The organism is Undibacterium sp. Di26W (assembly GCF_049340265.1).
In the GTDB taxonomy this organism is placed as follows: Bacteria; Pseudomonadota; Gammaproteobacteria; order Burkholderiales; family Burkholderiaceae_D; genus Undibacterium.
The window spans coordinates 158,621-172,521 of sequence record NZ_JBMPOR010000004.1; the positions used below are offsets into that span (position 1 = coordinate 158,621).

The 13,901-nt window shown below is 52.6% G+C and carries 14 protein-coding genes; 6 read left to right on the plus strand and 8 right to left on the minus strand.

Translation table 11 applies throughout. The features are described from left to right. Window positions 1-13 precede the first annotated feature (13 nt). The 4 genes from ACO0LM_RS06875 to ACO0LM_RS06890 form a co-directional block, all read right to left on the minus strand. On the minus strand, window positions 14-619 hold the full coding sequence (locus ACO0LM_RS06875; protein WP_423035553.1) for a chalcone isomerase family protein: 606 nt from the start codon (window positions 617-619) through the stop codon (window positions 14-16). Beyond that, window positions 616-1,818, minus strand: coding sequence for a class I SAM-dependent methyltransferase (locus ACO0LM_RS06880; protein WP_423035854.1), 1,203 nt, complete (start codon window positions 1,816-1,818; stop codon window positions 616-618). The genes ACO0LM_RS06875 and ACO0LM_RS06880 overlap by 4 nt, the downstream gene beginning before the upstream one ends. 83 nt (window positions 1,819-1,901) lie before the next feature. Then, a complete protein-coding gene (locus ACO0LM_RS06885; protein ID WP_423035555.1) occupies window positions 1,902-2,858 on the minus strand; it encodes a DUF1365 domain-containing protein in 957 nt (318 codons plus the stop codon). Between the two features lie 4 nt (window positions 2,859-2,862). Beyond that, complete coding sequence (locus ACO0LM_RS06890; RefSeq protein WP_423035557.1) at window positions 2,863-4,179, minus strand: NAD(P)/FAD-dependent oxidoreductase; 1,317 nt, start codon at window positions 4,177-4,179, stop codon at window positions 2,863-2,865. Window positions 4,180-4,483: 304 nt separating this feature from the next. Here ACO0LM_RS06890 and ACO0LM_RS06895 point away from each other — a divergent pair, with 304 nt between their 5' ends. Continuing rightward, window positions 4,484-5,104 carry a TetR/AcrR family transcriptional regulator gene (locus tag ACO0LM_RS06895; RefSeq protein ID WP_423035559.1) on the plus strand — a complete coding sequence of 207 codons (621 nt, stop codon included), beginning with the start codon at window positions 4,484-4,486 and terminating at the stop codon, window positions 5,102-5,104. On the opposite strand, the gene ACO0LM_RS06900 is transcribed toward ACO0LM_RS06895, so the two are convergent. The 3 genes from ACO0LM_RS06900 to ACO0LM_RS06910 all read right to left on the minus strand — a co-directional run bounded on the left by ACO0LM_RS06900 (window position 5,101) and on the right by ACO0LM_RS06910 (window position 8,112). Beyond that, complete coding sequence (locus tag ACO0LM_RS06900; RefSeq protein WP_422983496.1) at window positions 5,101-5,337, minus strand: DUF2783 domain-containing protein; 237 nt, start codon at window positions 5,335-5,337, stop codon at window positions 5,101-5,103. The two genes, ACO0LM_RS06895 and ACO0LM_RS06900, sit on opposite strands and share 4 nt — an antisense overlap. Next, the gene (locus ACO0LM_RS06905; protein ID WP_423035561.1) at window positions 5,315-7,021 is read right to left on the minus strand and encodes an FAD-dependent oxidoreductase; all 1,707 of its coding nucleotides are present in this window, start codon (window positions 7,019-7,021) and stop codon (window positions 5,315-5,317) included. The genes ACO0LM_RS06900 and ACO0LM_RS06905 overlap by 23 nt, the downstream gene beginning before the upstream one ends. Before the next feature lie 128 nt (window positions 7,022-7,149). Then, a complete protein-coding gene (locus ACO0LM_RS06910; protein WP_423035563.1) occupies window positions 7,150-8,112 on the minus strand; it encodes an MBL fold metallo-hydrolase in 963 nt (320 codons plus the stop codon). Window positions 8,113-8,269: 157 nt separating this feature from the next. Here ACO0LM_RS06910 and ACO0LM_RS06915 point away from each other — a divergent pair, with 157 nt between their 5' ends. Next, window positions 8,270-9,061: an IclR family transcriptional regulator gene (locus tag ACO0LM_RS06915; protein ID WP_423035565.1), complete on the plus strand. Its 792-nt coding sequence runs from the start codon at window positions 8,270-8,272 to the stop codon at window positions 9,059-9,061. 55 nt (window positions 9,062-9,116) lie between these two features. Here the strand turns inward: ACO0LM_RS06915 and ACO0LM_RS06920 are convergent, their stop codons facing one another. Beyond that, window positions 9,117-9,638: a glutathione peroxidase gene (locus ACO0LM_RS06920; protein ID WP_423035856.1), complete on the minus strand. Its 522-nt coding sequence runs from the start codon at window positions 9,636-9,638 to the stop codon at window positions 9,117-9,119. A 424-nt stretch (window positions 9,639-10,062) separates the two neighbouring features. On the opposite strand from ACO0LM_RS06920, the gene ACO0LM_RS06925 reads away from it, so the two are divergent. The 4 genes from ACO0LM_RS06925 (at window position 10,063) to ACO0LM_RS06940 (ending at window position 13,886) form a co-directional block, all read left to right on the plus strand. Next, window positions 10,063-11,076 carry a sulfate ABC transporter substrate-binding protein gene (locus ACO0LM_RS06925; RefSeq protein WP_423035567.1) on the plus strand — a complete coding sequence of 338 codons (1,014 nt, stop codon included), beginning with the start codon at window positions 10,063-10,065 and terminating at the stop codon, window positions 11,074-11,076. 32 nt (window positions 11,077-11,108) lie between these two features. Continuing rightward, complete coding sequence (ssuE, locus tag ACO0LM_RS06930; protein ID WP_423035569.1) at window positions 11,109-11,699, plus strand: NADPH-dependent FMN reductase; 591 nt, start codon at window positions 11,109-11,111, stop codon at window positions 11,697-11,699. A 190-nt stretch (window positions 11,700-11,889) separates the two neighbouring features. Further along, the gene (locus ACO0LM_RS06935) at window positions 11,890-12,882 is read left to right on the plus strand and encodes a sulfonate ABC transporter substrate-binding protein (RefSeq protein WP_423035571.1); all 993 of its coding nucleotides are present in this window, start codon (window positions 11,890-11,892) and stop codon (window positions 12,880-12,882) included. Between the two features lie 5 nt (window positions 12,883-12,887). After that, window positions 12,888-13,886: a sulfonate ABC transporter substrate-binding protein gene (locus ACO0LM_RS06940; protein ID WP_423035573.1), complete on the plus strand. Its 999-nt coding sequence runs from the start codon at window positions 12,888-12,890 to the stop codon at window positions 13,884-13,886. Window positions 13,887-13,901 lie beyond the last annotated feature (15 nt).

The window sequence follows — 13,901 nt, forward strand, 5'->3', positions numbered from 1 at the left end:
AGTAAGGAAAACTTCAGTTCGTTTCTGCTTTCGTTCCCAGCAATTTGCTGCGCAAGCTGGGTGCCGAGCTTTTTTTGTCCAGCCAGATGGCAAAGAAGGCATGCGCAAATTCGGCGTCCTTGATTTCTCCCAGCAGTTTTCCATTCAGATAAAAGCGTGCGGCCTCGTTTGGTATATGGATGCCGGTGATATGCGTACCTTGTTTCACATCGGGGAACAGGGCTTTCATCTGGGCCAGCCAGCGTTGCCGCTTTTCTGCTGTACCCAGCTTCAGTTTTTCAATTTCATCGATGCTGGCATCGGCAATCTTGCTACCGTACAGCCTGCGGGCATATTCAAGGTCCAATGCAAAGCGTTGCGGTTTTTCGCTATCCGGCTTATAGCCTTCTGCGGTACTCCACAGGCTGGCATCATAGATGTGCAGGCCAAACCAGCGAAAACTGCCTGTGCCTTGCAGGCTTGCCTGTGGTATTTCCTCGCGTATGTGGGCCGGCACGGCAACTGTGGTTTGGGCGCTGGCAAGCAGCAGTCCATAGGACAACATACACAGCATAAGCAGCAGGATTGCCACCAGGTAGCGCAATGCAGTCAAGGCTTGCCTGTCGGTCCGGGTACTCATTTTTTCCTTAGCGTGAATTGGCTGACATTAATGCTGCCAGCAGTGAAACCTGCTTCGCAATACGCCAGGTAAAACTCCCAGGTACGCAAGAATGCATCGTCAAACCCCTGTGCCTTGACCTGCGGCAGTTTTTCCATGAAGTTATGCCGCCACATCTGCAAGGTGCGTGCATAGTCCGGGCCGAAATGGAAGGTATTGACGACTTCCATGCCGTATTCGTTGGCCATTGCATGGAATTTTTCTACAGAAGGCAACATACCGCCAGGAAAAATATATTGCTGAATGAAATCCGTGCCCTTGCGATAGCGTTCAAACAAATCATCTGCAATGACAATGCTTTGCACACAGGCACGACCGCCTTGTTTCAGATTGCGTTGCAGGCATTCAAAATAGCCGGGCCAATAGGTTTCACCGACGGCTTCAAACATTTCTATCGAGGCAATGCCGTCATAGCTGCCATCGGCATCGCGATAATCCTGAATCTTCAAATCACTTTGTGCGTGCAGGCCGGCCTTGTGCAGACGTTCATGGGCATAATGTAATTGCTCGCTTGATAGGGTCAGCCCGGTCACGTGGGCGGCAGCATCGCGTATCGCCATCTCGGCAAAACCACCCCAGCCACAACCGATTTCCAATACCTTGGCCTGTGGCGGCAAAGCCAATTGTTCAAGAATACGGCGATACTTTGACCGTTGTGCTTGCTCCAGACTTTCCGGCTGATCATCGACGAACAGGGCGCTGGAATACGTCATCGATGGGTCCAGCCACAACTGGTAGAAGTCGTTGCCGATGTCATAGTGGGCATGGATATTTTTTTTACTACCGGCCCGTGAATTGCGGTTCAGCAAATGCTTGACGCGGTAAAACAGGCTGCCCCACCAGCTACCATAAATCACCGATTCCAGTTGCGCACGATTGTGTGAGATCAGTTCTATCAGGCCAGCAAGGCTGCTGGTCGTCCAGTGACCGGCAATATAACTCTCGGCAAAACCGATATCGCCGGATTTCAGCACCGAGCGATATAACTGCCAGTCTTTCAGATGCAGGCTGACGTGCTGGCGGCCATCAAAGGCACGTCCAAAGCTGGCGGTTTGCCCGTCCGGAAACTGTATGGTCAGGCAACCATGTTCCAGCCTGTTCAACAGGCTGAGCACGAACTTGGCTTCAACCGGAAAATGTTTGCTGTTCAGTTCACTCATAGTCGCGTGATGATTACTCGCCCCTGTATGGGAAGCATGACTGTTGCTGGATGTGCCGGACGCAAAAGTAGGTTGTAGGCTGCTCATCGACTTAGCTCTTCAGTAGGTGGAATTGGTTTGGAAATAAACGGTACGCGCTTGATCCACAGACGCAGTGCCTGTAAATGGATACGCAATACGACGCCCAGGGTCATGAGGGGATAACGCAGCAAGACCTGTACGATCCGCCAGTCTGTGAAATCTCTTTCAACGCCGGTAATGCTGGTCAGTAACAGGGGGCCATCGGCATCGTCATAATCTATGCGTGCCAGATGTTTTTTGATGAGCACTGCTTGTCCAGCCTGTTCGGCCTGTTCGGCCTGTTCGGCCTGTTCGGCCTGTTCGGCCTGTTCGGCCTGTTCGGCCTGTTCAGTGTATTCAGCTTGTTCAGTTTGCTCAGTTTGCTCAGTTTGTTGAGTGGGCGCGGTGACGCCGATTTTTTGCCCACCCTGCATGAAGCGGAAACGATAACCACCCTCTACTTTACAGAAGGGGGATACGTGGAAGATTTTTTTAGCACGCAACTCTTCACCGTTGGCCAGGCTATCGCCGTTTTCCAGTAGATACAGATGTTTTTCACCAAAGGTATTGCGTACTTCACAGACTATGGCCCGCAGCTTGCCATCTGGACGATGACAGAACCAGAAAGAAACCGGATTGAACACATACCCCAGCACACGCGGAAAGCACTGCAGCCAGAGTTCGCCGTCTGCATCATGTATGCCCTCGGCCTTCAGCAATTGATCCAGCCATGTTGCCAGCGCTTGCTGGCCATCACCGTGATCATGCTCGTGAAAGGACAGCAGATTGAAACGGTTGAGGGAAAACAGGCGGGATTGGCAGACCGGTTTGCCACTGGCCACGGTACGCAATGGCAGGCGGATGAAAAATACGCCATAGCGGAATGCATTTTTTGCCGGGCGCGTGCGTACGTGCATGACTTCACCCGTGCATAACACTGCATGTGGGTGTTGACCTGTGTTTGTGGCAAAAGTCGTCATGATGTCATGCCGCACGTATGCGCAATTCCTGTGCTGCTTCCACTTGTGCCAACAGGCACTCGGCCACGCGCAGGCCGGATTTCAGGCCATCTTCGTGGAAACCATAGCCGGTCCACGCACCAGCAAACCAGATATTCCTCTTGCCCTGGATATTTTTTAACTGGCTTTGTGCTCTGACTGCACTTGCATCGAATACCGGATGGGCATAATCAAAGCTGGCGATGACGGTGTCCGGTGCCGGCTCCTGTATCGGATTCAGGGTGACGATGACAGCTGTCTTGAACGGTAGCGGTTGCAACTGATTGATCAGGTAGTGCACGCAAACCCTGGCTTCTTCGCCGCTTTCGCTTTGATAATTCCAGGCTGACCAGGCTTTTTTGTTTTCGGGTAAAAAGCTGGCATCGGTGTGCAGTACAGCGCGATTGGGCTGATAAGTCACGCCAGACAAAATCTGGCGTTCGGCCAGGTTGGCATCGGCCAGCAGGTTCAGGCTTTGGTCGCTATGACTGGCAATCACGACATGCGAGAAATTCTGCGCGCCGCTGGCTGTTTTGACTTCAATCACGCCACGTGCTTTTTCTCGCACAGCCTGTACTGGCGTATTCAGATAGGTATGTGCAATCAGCGGCAGGATTTTGTCCACGTACTGCCTGGCACCACCCTTTACCGTTTGCCATTGTGGCCTGTCATTCACTTGCAGCAAGCCATGGTTATGGCAGAAATTGACAAATGATGACAAGGGAAACGCCATCATGGTCGCTGTTGGGCAAGACCAGATGCAGGCTGCCATGGGCAATAAATACCAGCGACGGAATTCCTGGCTGTAAGCATGCTGGTCGAGGAATTCGCCCAGTGGCAATTGAAAATCTTTTTGTCCCGGTGCCTTGGCCAGTGCGGTCGTTTGTTTGTTGAAGCGCAGGATGTCGCGCAACATGCGTAAAAATGCCGGACGGAACAGATTACTGCGTTGCGCAAATACGGTGTCCAGATTGGCACCGGCCCATTCCAGCGTACGGCCGCTGCCAGGATTGCCGGTGGGGGACTGGAATGGCATCTTTACCGAAAAAGACATATCGGTTGCCACCGTTTCTATCTGCAGTTTGGCAAACAGCTTGACCAGATTCGGGTAAGTCTTGTGGTTAAACACCAGAAAGCCGGTATCAACGCCATAAGTCTGGCCTTCCAGCGTGACATCCACCGTATGCGTATGGCCACCGAAATAGTCATTTGCCTCAAACAGGCTGACCTCATGGCCAGCATTGGACAGTTCATGCGCACAAGACAGACCGGAGATGCCGGAACCGATGACGGCGATTTTCATATGTGTATAAGAGCTATAAAGATATCAATGGATTAATTAATTGGCAGAGCAGCAAAGCAGCACATCAATCATCTGGCTTGATAGTAAATTGAATTGCAAAATGCACACCAGATACAAGCTTGCTACCGATTCATATCAATACATACGCACAATTTTTACTTTCGGATTCACTGGCCTGTGAATAATTAAATGGCGAAACCCGTGCAGAAATTGCTTACTGCGTTAGAATATGACTGTGAATTTCAAAACGTGACTGATAAGTCACAAAATATACTACAAAGTTTTTACTTGTGCAGAAAAAATAATGGAAATCAGAATTCCTTTTAAAAAACAACAGTTTGATGCGCGTGAAGAAGCCATCATTGATGCGGTCAATCACCTTTTGTCAGAAAAAGGCTATGACTTGATGACCATGGATGACGTGGCCGATGCGGTTGGCATAGCGAAGGGAAGCCTGTACAAGCATTTTTCTTCCAAGGAAAAATTGGCAGGGGCAGCCATGACGCGGCTCTTGAAGGCTACCCAGGCCGAACTGGATACCTTGGATGCAGCCATGCCTGCGATAGACAAGATCAGGCATATCCTGGCCTGGTCTTTGCGCTTGCGGCTACAAGGCGGCGTGCCACATCTGCCATCAACCAGCCTGGCCTTGCAGCGCAGCCTGATGCTGAATCTGGATTATGTGATGGTGGCCTTGCGCGTCAATAAGCGTTTTTATGCCTTGGTGGCGAAAGCCAGGGAGCAGGGCGCACTTACACCGCTGGTGCCGGATGATGTATTGGTCTACACCCTGTATTCACGCGCCTGTGATCCGACCATGGAATTTCTGGTACGCGACCAGCGCCTGACGCATGCACAGATTGTGGACGCCATGGTCCATGCGACGATCGGTGGTTTTTTATCTGAGCAGGCCAGAAAGGCTTAGGCTTGCTTGTCTGCGGCCAAGCGCAGGGCCTGCGCCAGGGTATCCAGTTCACCGATATGATTCGCCAGCAGCAAGATCAGTTTGGCATTCAGCTTGCTACTGTCTTCTTCACTCAGATCCCGGTGGGCATCAATCAGCATCTGGTAAAAATCATCACCAGCAACATGGTCGCGCAAGCCCCGTTGTTTGTTGGGGTCGGCATAATGAAAATTAGGCTGTAATTGCAATGGCATGGCCATGTCCTTCCATGGATGAGGTGGCACGCCCTAGTGCGGCAAGTACTTTTTCCAGTTCAAACTGACGCCAGCGCGCCGCCAGGTGCTGGTCGGGCCGCAGCAGGTAATAGCTCGCATGCTCAGCCAGGCGCGCATCATAGCGTTCGGCCAGGACACCCTTGACGTCATGCAGTATCTGATAATCGCCGCGCTTTGCCGGCGTAGCGCTGATGATGAGGGTGTGCACTGGTATGCGCAGTTTTTTCAATGCGGCAAATCCGGCCAGTGTTTCAGCGGGAATTTTGCTGGCATCGGCACAAAAATATAGCCCATAAAAATAATGTTGCAACAATTCAAGCAGATAGCTTGGGGTGCCCTGACAAGCTACCGGCCCATCCTCGGCAGCGGCACCAAGCTGTAACTGGCCTGCAAACACCGCGCTGTCTGGCGTATTCAAGCTGGATGTTTTCAGTATGCTAGGTACTGACAGCCGACCGGAATTGACCAGCTTGCGGGCAAACGCATGTGCTTGTGCCAATTCCAGCACGGCATTGCGAAAGCATTTGCTGACGGTACTTTTGGGGGTGATGAAATCGGTGGAGCGGGTGGAATTCAAAAGATTTTCATCGGCGGCAAAGACCCGCTCTTCCGAATAGCTGTCGAGTAAGTTTTCCGGGGCAGCACCATTGATGACCAGTTTCAATTTCCAGACCAGGTTGTCGGCATCCTGTATGCCAGAATTGGCACCGCGTGCGCCAAAGGGGGATACCTGATGCGCTGCATCGCCGGCAAACAGCACGCGCCCATGGCGGAATTTTTCCATGCGTCGGCACTGGAAGGTGTAGACGCTGACCCATTCGAGTTCAAATTCCCTGTCGTCACCCAGCATGGCCTTGATCCGGGGGATGACGTTTTCCGGCTTGCGTTCTTCCACCGGGTTGGCATCCCAGCCCAGTTGAAAATCGATGCGCCAGACATGGTCGGCTTCACGATGCAACAGCACCGATTGATTGGGGTGAAACGGTGGGTCGAACCAGAACCAGCGTTCTGCCGGAAAATCTGCCTTCATGAGCACATCAGCAATCAGGAAGCGGTCCATGAAGACCTGGCCTTCGACTTCCAGCCCCAGCATCTGACGTAGTGGGCTGCGTGCGCCATCGCAGGCGACCAGCCAGGCAGCTTGCAAGGCATAATTGCCGTCGGCTGTTTCAATGTGCAGGGTAGCAAATTCCGATTCCTGTTCCACCGCAGTCACGCGATTTTTCCAGCGCAATTCCACACCTAGTTCTGTTGCCCGCTGCACCAGAAATTCTTCCAGATAATATTGCTGCAAATTAACCATACCCGGATGCTTGTGATCTGCTGCCGGCAACAGGTTGAAATTGAATACTTCATCCTTGCGAAAGAAGGTGCGCCCTACATTCCATTCCACACCTTTATTGCGGACGGCGTCCGCTACCCCCAGCCGGTCGAGTATTTCCAGCGTGCGCTTGGCATAACACAGGCCGCGAGAACCGACTGACACCGTATCGTCATCATCCAGCACCAGCACATCCAGCCCCTGCAACTTGCAATCAATCGCCGCCGCCAAGCCCACCGGCCCAGCACCAACGATGATGACCTGGCGACGCGTAATGCCCACCGTCTGCAACTCAGGCGGAGTGCGGTAAGGAAATTTTTGATATTGATAAGTGCCAAGCAAAATGGGCCTCCTCTTGCATCCTTTATGATAGGTGCTTTTCAACTGGAGACTTACAAATTTTTGCAGTGGGAAGGGAAGTTTCTCATTGCTTTTCTCTGTTGCTCCGTGTCTCTGTGTTGAGAGGTCTTCTAGCCTTCCAAACTCTTCCACATCTCCACATCCCTCTCCGCTGTCCAGACGCGCGGATCAACGTGCCCCGAGGCCTCGTCAAACGCCCGTGTCACGTCAAACGGCAGGCAGTGATCGAAAATCACCCAATGACCGTACTTGGGTTTCAGTGTCGCATAAGTGTTTTTGTAGATGGTATTCAGGTCATGCTGCTGTTGCTGCCCTGCCTTGACGCTGGCAAACAGGTCGCTGATAAAAGAACGGGTTTCACTCAGGCCTGCTGCCACCAGTTCGGGCGAGGTCAGGGCCGCACCGCGACCCGGTACCAGTTTATCGGCCCGCATGGCTTCCAGATTGCTCAGGGTTTGCGGCCAGTCTGAATAATAGGCATCGCCAGCATACGGTGTCGCGCCAAATTCGACCAGGTCGCCAGAGAACAAGACTTTCTCTTGCGGCAGCCAGACAATGGTGTCGCCCTTGGTATGGCCGCGCCCCACCTGCATGATCTTCACTTCCAGCTTGCCCAGCCAGAGCGACATTTCACCCCTGAAGGTAATTGTTGGCCAGGTCAGGCCGGGCACGCTTTCCACCGCGCGGAACAGGCGCGGGAAGCGGCCTATCTCACTCTTCATGTCGGCTTCGCCCCGCTCAACGATCAGATCATAGGTATCGCGGCTGGCGATGATATGCTCAAGACCTTCGGCTACATAGCCGCTGGCACCCAGCACCCGTACGGCATGGTAGTGCGACATCACCACATATTTGATGGGCTTGTCGGTGACCTCACGTATGCGTCGCACCACATCCTGCGCCATGATGGGGGTGGCCTGGGTATCAATGACCATGACGGCATCGTCGCCGATAATGATGCCGGTATTCGGGTCGCCTTCTGCGGTGTAGGCATAGGCATGTTCGGACAGTTGCTGGAAGCTGACTTTCTTTTCTTCCAGGTCGGCGTGGGAGGCAAATTGCTTGGTCGTCATGACAACATCCTTGTCTTCAATTTTAGATTTGCTCAACAATTGAGCAAGTTAACTCAAACAAGAATAGACATTAATTCGTTATTTGTAAATGCATTTGTTAATAGTAAAATGTATCCGGGCGCAATTCGTACACAATTCGGGGCAATCAGAGGCTGAGATGACAGAAAAAAATAAGGAAAGACGTGGTATCGGTGCCATCGAGGTTGGTGGCCTGCTGTTGAATGCCCTGGTCAGTTCTGGCCGCGCCATGTCATTGGGCGATCTGGCGCGTGAAAGTGGCATGCCTGCATCCAAGGCGCATGCCTATCTGGTCAGCTTCGGTAAATTGGGTCTGATACAGCAGGATGGGGCGACGGGCGCTTACCAGCTTGGCCCTTTCGCCCTGCAAATGGGCCTGGTCAGCCTGCAGCAGATGTCACCAGTCAAACTGGCGATACCCGAAGCCACGCGCCTGGCGGCCAGCATAGACCAGACCGTGGCGCTGGCAGTCTGGGGCAGTCATGGGCCTACCGTGATTTATATCGCAGAATCCAGCCGCCCTATCCATGTCAACATGCATGCGGGGACGGTCATGTCCATGTTGGGCACGGCCACCGGCCTGGTGTTTTCTGCCTACCTGCCAGTGGCATTGGTAGATAAAGTGATTGCCAGGGAAATGCAGGATGAACTGGTGATCGGGCAGGCCGGCGTACAACTGAATAGTCAGGATATTGCTGGCGTGCTAACAGAAGTGCGCCAGCAAGGTCTGGCGCGTGCCCAGGGTTTGCCTATCCCTGGCATCAATGCCCTGAGTGCGCCCGTGTTTGATCATACCGGCGCACTTAGTATGGTGATGACGGCAACCGGAACGAAAGGCAGTTTTGATGCAGAATGGAAGGGCGAACTGGCACTGGCGCTGCGCGAGAGTGCCAGCCGTGTCTCGCATCAACTGGGCTATCTGCCCGGCTGATGCTGGGTGTTGCCAGGCGCATTTCATCCACGGTGATGAAATGCGTGTTGGCTGATTATTGCGATGATTGTTGCGCCAGGGCTTTTTCGACGTCAGCCACCAGCTTTTTATCGTCTGGTGTAGTCACGCTGGAATAGGCGGCAATGACATTGCCCTTACGGTCGATCAGGTATTTATAGAAATTCCATTTCGGTGTGGTACCCGTGGCCTTGATCAACTGCGCATGCAGGGGGTTAACATCCTTGCCCATGACCGAGGTTTTGGTGAACATGGGAAACTTCACACCATAGGTGTTAAAGCAGAAATCAGCGATCTGCTGATCGTTGCCCGGCTCCTGCTTGCCGAAATCATTCGACGGGAAACCTAATACCACCAGGCCTTGTTCGCTGTATTTGGAATACATCGCCTCCAGCCCTTCATATTGCTTGGTAAAGCCGCAATAACTGGCAGTGTTCACGACCAGCGCGACCTTGCCCTTGTACTGGCAAAGATCCTGGGTCGCTTCATCCTGCAGGCGTTTGAATTTATGGTTCAGTACGGCTGGGCAGGCATCCCCGGTATCCGCCCAGGCGCCCATGGAGCAACTGATCAGACCCAGAAAAACAGCAAGTTGTATTGGTGTACGTCGCAGCATGGCTAACTCCTGAAAAAGATAATGTCATCTTAGCGCAGATTTAGAAAAAATGTAGATCAAAACCATGCGATTTCATAGGCAAATCAGTAATCGTATTTTCTATTGATAAAGAGACACCGAAAAAGCAAAAGGGCGCATAACAGATAGCCGGCAAACTGCTTTGGTAACCTTCAAAGAATGACTCCTCAGCGCCAATCCGTGTCTCCGTGCCTCTATGGTGAGTCTTTTGGTCTTTCATTTTGAGAAGAGTAAGGTTTTCGCTTATGCGTAAATCATATATAAAACATCGAAACACTTCGTTTTAATTTATATAGCCTCGTTTTATTCTGTACTCCTCATAAAAATATTTTTACCTCAGGACGTACAGATGACTATCAAAAAAATAATCCTCGCAATTTCTCTTGCCACTGTCGGTACTTTTTCTGCTGCTGTGCATGCGGCCGACGTGACTCTGCTCAATGTGTCGTATGACCCTACCCGTGAGCTGTATCAGGATGTGAACCAGGCTTTTGCCAAGCAATGGAAAGCAAAAACCGGTGACAACGTCACCATCAAGCAATCGCATGGTGGTTCAGGCAAGCAGGCGCGTGCTGTAATTGATGGCCTGGATGCCGATGTGGTCACGCTGGCACTGGCCTATGACACTGATGCCCTGGCAGAGAAGGGTCTGGTCGACAAGGCATGGCAAAAACGCCTGCCGCACAATGCGTCTCCGTACTCTTCCACCATCGTGTTTTTGGTACGCAAAGGTAATCCTAAAGGTATCAAGGATTGGGCAGACATCGTCAAACCGGGTGTTGCCGTCATCACGCCTAACCCAAAAACCTCAGGCGGTGCCCGCTGGAACCATCTGGCAGCCTGGGGTTATGCGCTGAAACTGCCCGGTGGCAGCGAAGCGACAGCCAAGGAATTTTTGTCCAAGCTATATAAAAACGTACCAGTACTGGATTCTGGCGCACGTGGTGCTACCACCACCTTTGTTGAACGCGGCATAGGCGATGTCTTGCTGGCCTGGGAAAATGAAGCCCTGCTGGCGATCAAGGAACTGGGTCCGGACAAGGTAGAAATCGTTGCCCCCTCCACCAGTATCCTGGCAGAACCTTCTGTCGCCGTGGTGGATAAAGTGGCCGATCGTCGCGGTACCCGCAAAGTGGCAGAAGCTTACCTGAACTACCTGTACACCGATGAAGGCCAGGACACGATCGCCAAGCATTACTACCGTCCGACCACAGAAAAAGCATCGAAAAAATATGCGGCGCAATTCCCGAAAGTGAAACTGTTCACGATCGATGACACCTTCGGCGGTTGGACCAAGGCACAGAAAGAACATTTTGCCGATGGCGGTATCTTCGACCAGATTTATCAACCGGGCAAAAAATAAGATTTGCTGCGGACGCTATAGAAAGCACGATCATGACCATACTGCTGCTATCAGGAAGCCCTTCTTCACCGTCAAGGTCGGCCCGTTTGCTGAATTTTATCGGTGAAAGACTGAATGAACTGGGGCTGCGTACTGTCAGTCTGCCTGTGCGGGATTTGCCGGCACAAGCTTTAGTGCATGCGGATTTTTCTGATCCAGAATTACAGGCTGCCAAAACCCTGCTGGCAAGGGCTGATGCGATTGTGATTGCTACCCCGATCTACAAGGCTGCCTATAGTGGGTTGCTGAAAAGTTTCCTGGATATCTTGCCGCAAGACGGGCTGGAAGGAAAAATAGTCTTGCCCGTGGCAACCGGCGGCAGCCAATCGCATATGCTGGCGCTGGATTATGGCTTGCGGCCAGTATTGGCTGCCTTGTCCGCACGTCATATCCTGCCCAGCATTTATGCGACCGATACCCAGGTGGTGTGGACCGATGGCCAGGGTTTGCAACTGGATGAGGCGATATCCAAGCGGGTACAGGATGGCACCCACCTCTTGTTGGAAAGCCTGGTGTCTTTACAGCGCAGCAAGCCGGTCGCGCAGCCTGTGCAAAGTCCAGCCCTGAATGGTTTGCCCTGTTGACGCAGGCTGAATGCATACACGACACCAGTAACAAATTTAAAAAATAAGGCAGCAAACCCAGCTGCATAACTGAATTGCGAATTGCATCCCTCCTGTTTATATGCCGCGCACATCGGCAGGGGGAAGTCTTGCCCAAAATTGAAAGTAAAGTATGAGCGACGATAAAAAGAAGCTGTTTGCAAGCGATACAATGAGCACAGCAAAGCATACGCAACGCGATGCCAAGCGTCTTACTCTCAGTCGGCTGTCCGCCCTGTCGGCGATGGCCCTTGGTGTGGTATTGCCCAAGGCCTTCGCGCAAAACAAGGCACCTGCGCCAGGTACATTGCGTATAGGTTTTCAAAAATACGGCACGCTGACTTTGCTGAAAGGCACAGGTGCGCTGGACAAGCGTCTGGCCGCTCTGGGTGTGGATGTGAAATGGGCAGAGTTTCCTGCCGGGCCACAATTGCTGGAAGGCCTGAATGTAGGCAGCATAGATTTCGGTACCACCGGCGAAGCGCCGCCGATTTTTGCCCAGGCTGCAGGGGCGGATTTGCTGTATGTCGGCAACGAGCCGCCAGCACCGGGCGGCGAAGCCATCATCGTACCCAAGAATTCTCCATTGAAATCAGCCGCAGAACTCAAAGGCAAAAAAATCGTTCTCAACAAGGGATCCAATGTGCATTACCTGCTAGTCAAGGTGCTGGAAAAAGCGGGCCTCAATTACAAGGACGTAGAAACAGTGTTCTTGCCACCGGCAGATGCGCGCGCGGCTTTTGAGCGCGGCAGTGTGGATGCCTGGGCCATCTGGGATCCTTTTTTGGCTGCAGCGGAAAAGCAGATCGGTGCCAGGATACTGGTAGATGGCAAGGGCGTGGTCAGTAATCACCAGTTTTATCTGGCGGCACGTCCTTATGCACAAAAAAATCCCGAAGTCTTGCGCATCGTTCTGGAAGAACTGGCGAAGGTCGATGAATGGGGTGCAAAAAACCTGAAAGAAGTCAGCAGCATACTGTCCGCCCAGATTGGTCTGGACAACAGCATCGTTGAATTGTCCACTGCACGCTTCGGGTTTGGCGTCAAACCACTGACCGAGCAGGTGATACGCGAACAGCAGAATATTGCCGACACCTTTGCCGACCTGAAATTGATACCCAAGCGTATCAATATCAGGGATGCAGTATTCACCGTCAAGCTGTGAGGGTAATGATGTCACCGCTGTCACTGCTCTCACTGTCACGACGTGCCCTGCTGGCGTCGACCCTGTTCATCCTGTGGCCAGCGCTGGGTTTGGCGGCACCAGGTGCCGGTGAGCTGCCGAAAGAAATCCGCATCGGTTTTCAGAAAAGCTCGGTCAACCTGACACTGTTGAAACACAGGCACGCGCTGGAACAGCAATTGAAGGATGTGAAAGTCAGTTGGTTTGAATTTACTGCCGGTCCGCAAATGCTGGAAGCGCTGTCGGTTGGCAGCATCGATTTCGCCACCACCGGTGAGCCGCCGCCTATTTTTGCCCAATCTGCCGGTAGCAACCTGGTGTATGTCGGCGCCGAACCTGCCAAGCCGGGTGTCAGTGCCATTCTGGTCAAGCCAGAATCACCGATACGCACACTGGCTGACCTGAAAGGTAAAAAGATCGCCTTCCAGAAAGGTTCCAGTGCCCACTACCATGTCTTGCGTGCTGTCCAGCAAGCTGGCTTGCAGTGGACGGATATTACGCCGGTCTATCTGGCACCTGCTGATGCACGGGCCGCCTTTGAGCGCGGCAGTGTGGATGTCTGGGCCATCTGGGATCCGTATTGGGCGGCGATAGAACAAAACACCCCAGTCAGGGTGGTGGCCACCGGCAAGGGCCTGGTCAACAATCTTTCGCATTATCTGTCGTCGCGCAGCTTTGCCGACCGCTATCCGAAAGTGATACAGCTGCTGTTTGAAGAATTGACGCGCAGTGACAGCTTCGTGCAGAAAAACCGGGATGAAGCAGTTGCCATTATCGCTGCCAGCACCGGTCTGGACAAGCCGACTATTGCCAGTTTTCTGGAACGCAGGCCGCGTTCACCGGTGGTTTACCTGACGCAGAACATTATCGATGAACAACAACGCGTTGCCGACAATTTTTATCAGCAGAAATTGATACCCAAGGCGGTCAACGTCAGAGACGCCGTCTGGCTGCCACCGGCGGCCAAAATCGCAGTGAATCAGTAAGCACAAAGGAAGCAA

Excerpts from the sequence above, each read along its gene's own strand:
- ACO0LM_RS06880 (WP_423035854.1), bottom strand. The coding sequence starts at position 1,818 with ATGAGTGAACTGAACAGCAAACATTTTCCGGTTGAAGCCAAGTTCGTG.
- ACO0LM_RS06885 (WP_423035555.1), bottom strand. The coding sequence starts at position 2,858 with ATGACGACTTTTGCCACAAACACAGGTCAACACCCACATGCAGTGTTA.
- ACO0LM_RS06900 (WP_422983496.1), bottom strand. The coding sequence starts at position 5,337 with ATGCCATTGCAATTACAGCCTAATTTTCATTATGCCGACCCCAACAAA.
- ACO0LM_RS06935 (WP_423035571.1), top strand. The coding sequence starts at position 11,890 with ATGAGCACAGCAAAGCATACGCAACGCGATGCCAAGCGTCTTACTCTC.
- ACO0LM_RS06925 (WP_423035567.1), top strand. The coding sequence starts at position 10,063 with ATGACTATCAAAAAAATAATCCTCGCAATTTCTCTTGCCACTGTCGGT.
- ACO0LM_RS06890 (WP_423035557.1), bottom strand. The coding sequence starts at position 4,179 with ATGAAAATCGCCGTCATCGGTTCCGGCATCTCCGGTCTGTCTTGTGCG.
- ACO0LM_RS06915 (WP_423035565.1), top strand. The coding sequence starts at position 8,270 with ATGACAGAAAAAAATAAGGAAAGACGTGGTATCGGTGCCATCGAGGTT.
- ACO0LM_RS06920 (WP_423035856.1), bottom strand. The coding sequence starts at position 9,638 with ATGGGCGCCTGGGCGGATACCGGGGATGCCTGCCCAGCCGTACTGAAC.
- ACO0LM_RS06895 (WP_423035559.1), top strand. The coding sequence starts at position 4,484 with ATGGAAATCAGAATTCCTTTTAAAAAACAACAGTTTGATGCGCGTGAA.
- ACO0LM_RS06910 (WP_423035563.1), bottom strand. The coding sequence starts at position 8,112 with ATGACGACCAAGCAATTTGCCTCCCACGCCGACCTGGAAGAAAAGAAA.
- ACO0LM_RS06875 (WP_423035553.1), bottom strand. The coding sequence starts at position 619 with ATGAGTACCCGGACCGACAGGCAAGCCTTGACTGCATTGCGCTACCTG.
- ssuE (WP_423035569.1), top strand. The coding sequence starts at position 11,109 with ATGACCATACTGCTGCTATCAGGAAGCCCTTCTTCACCGTCAAGGTCG.
- ACO0LM_RS06940 (WP_423035573.1), top strand. The coding sequence starts at position 12,888 with ATGATGTCACCGCTGTCACTGCTCTCACTGTCACGACGTGCCCTGCTG.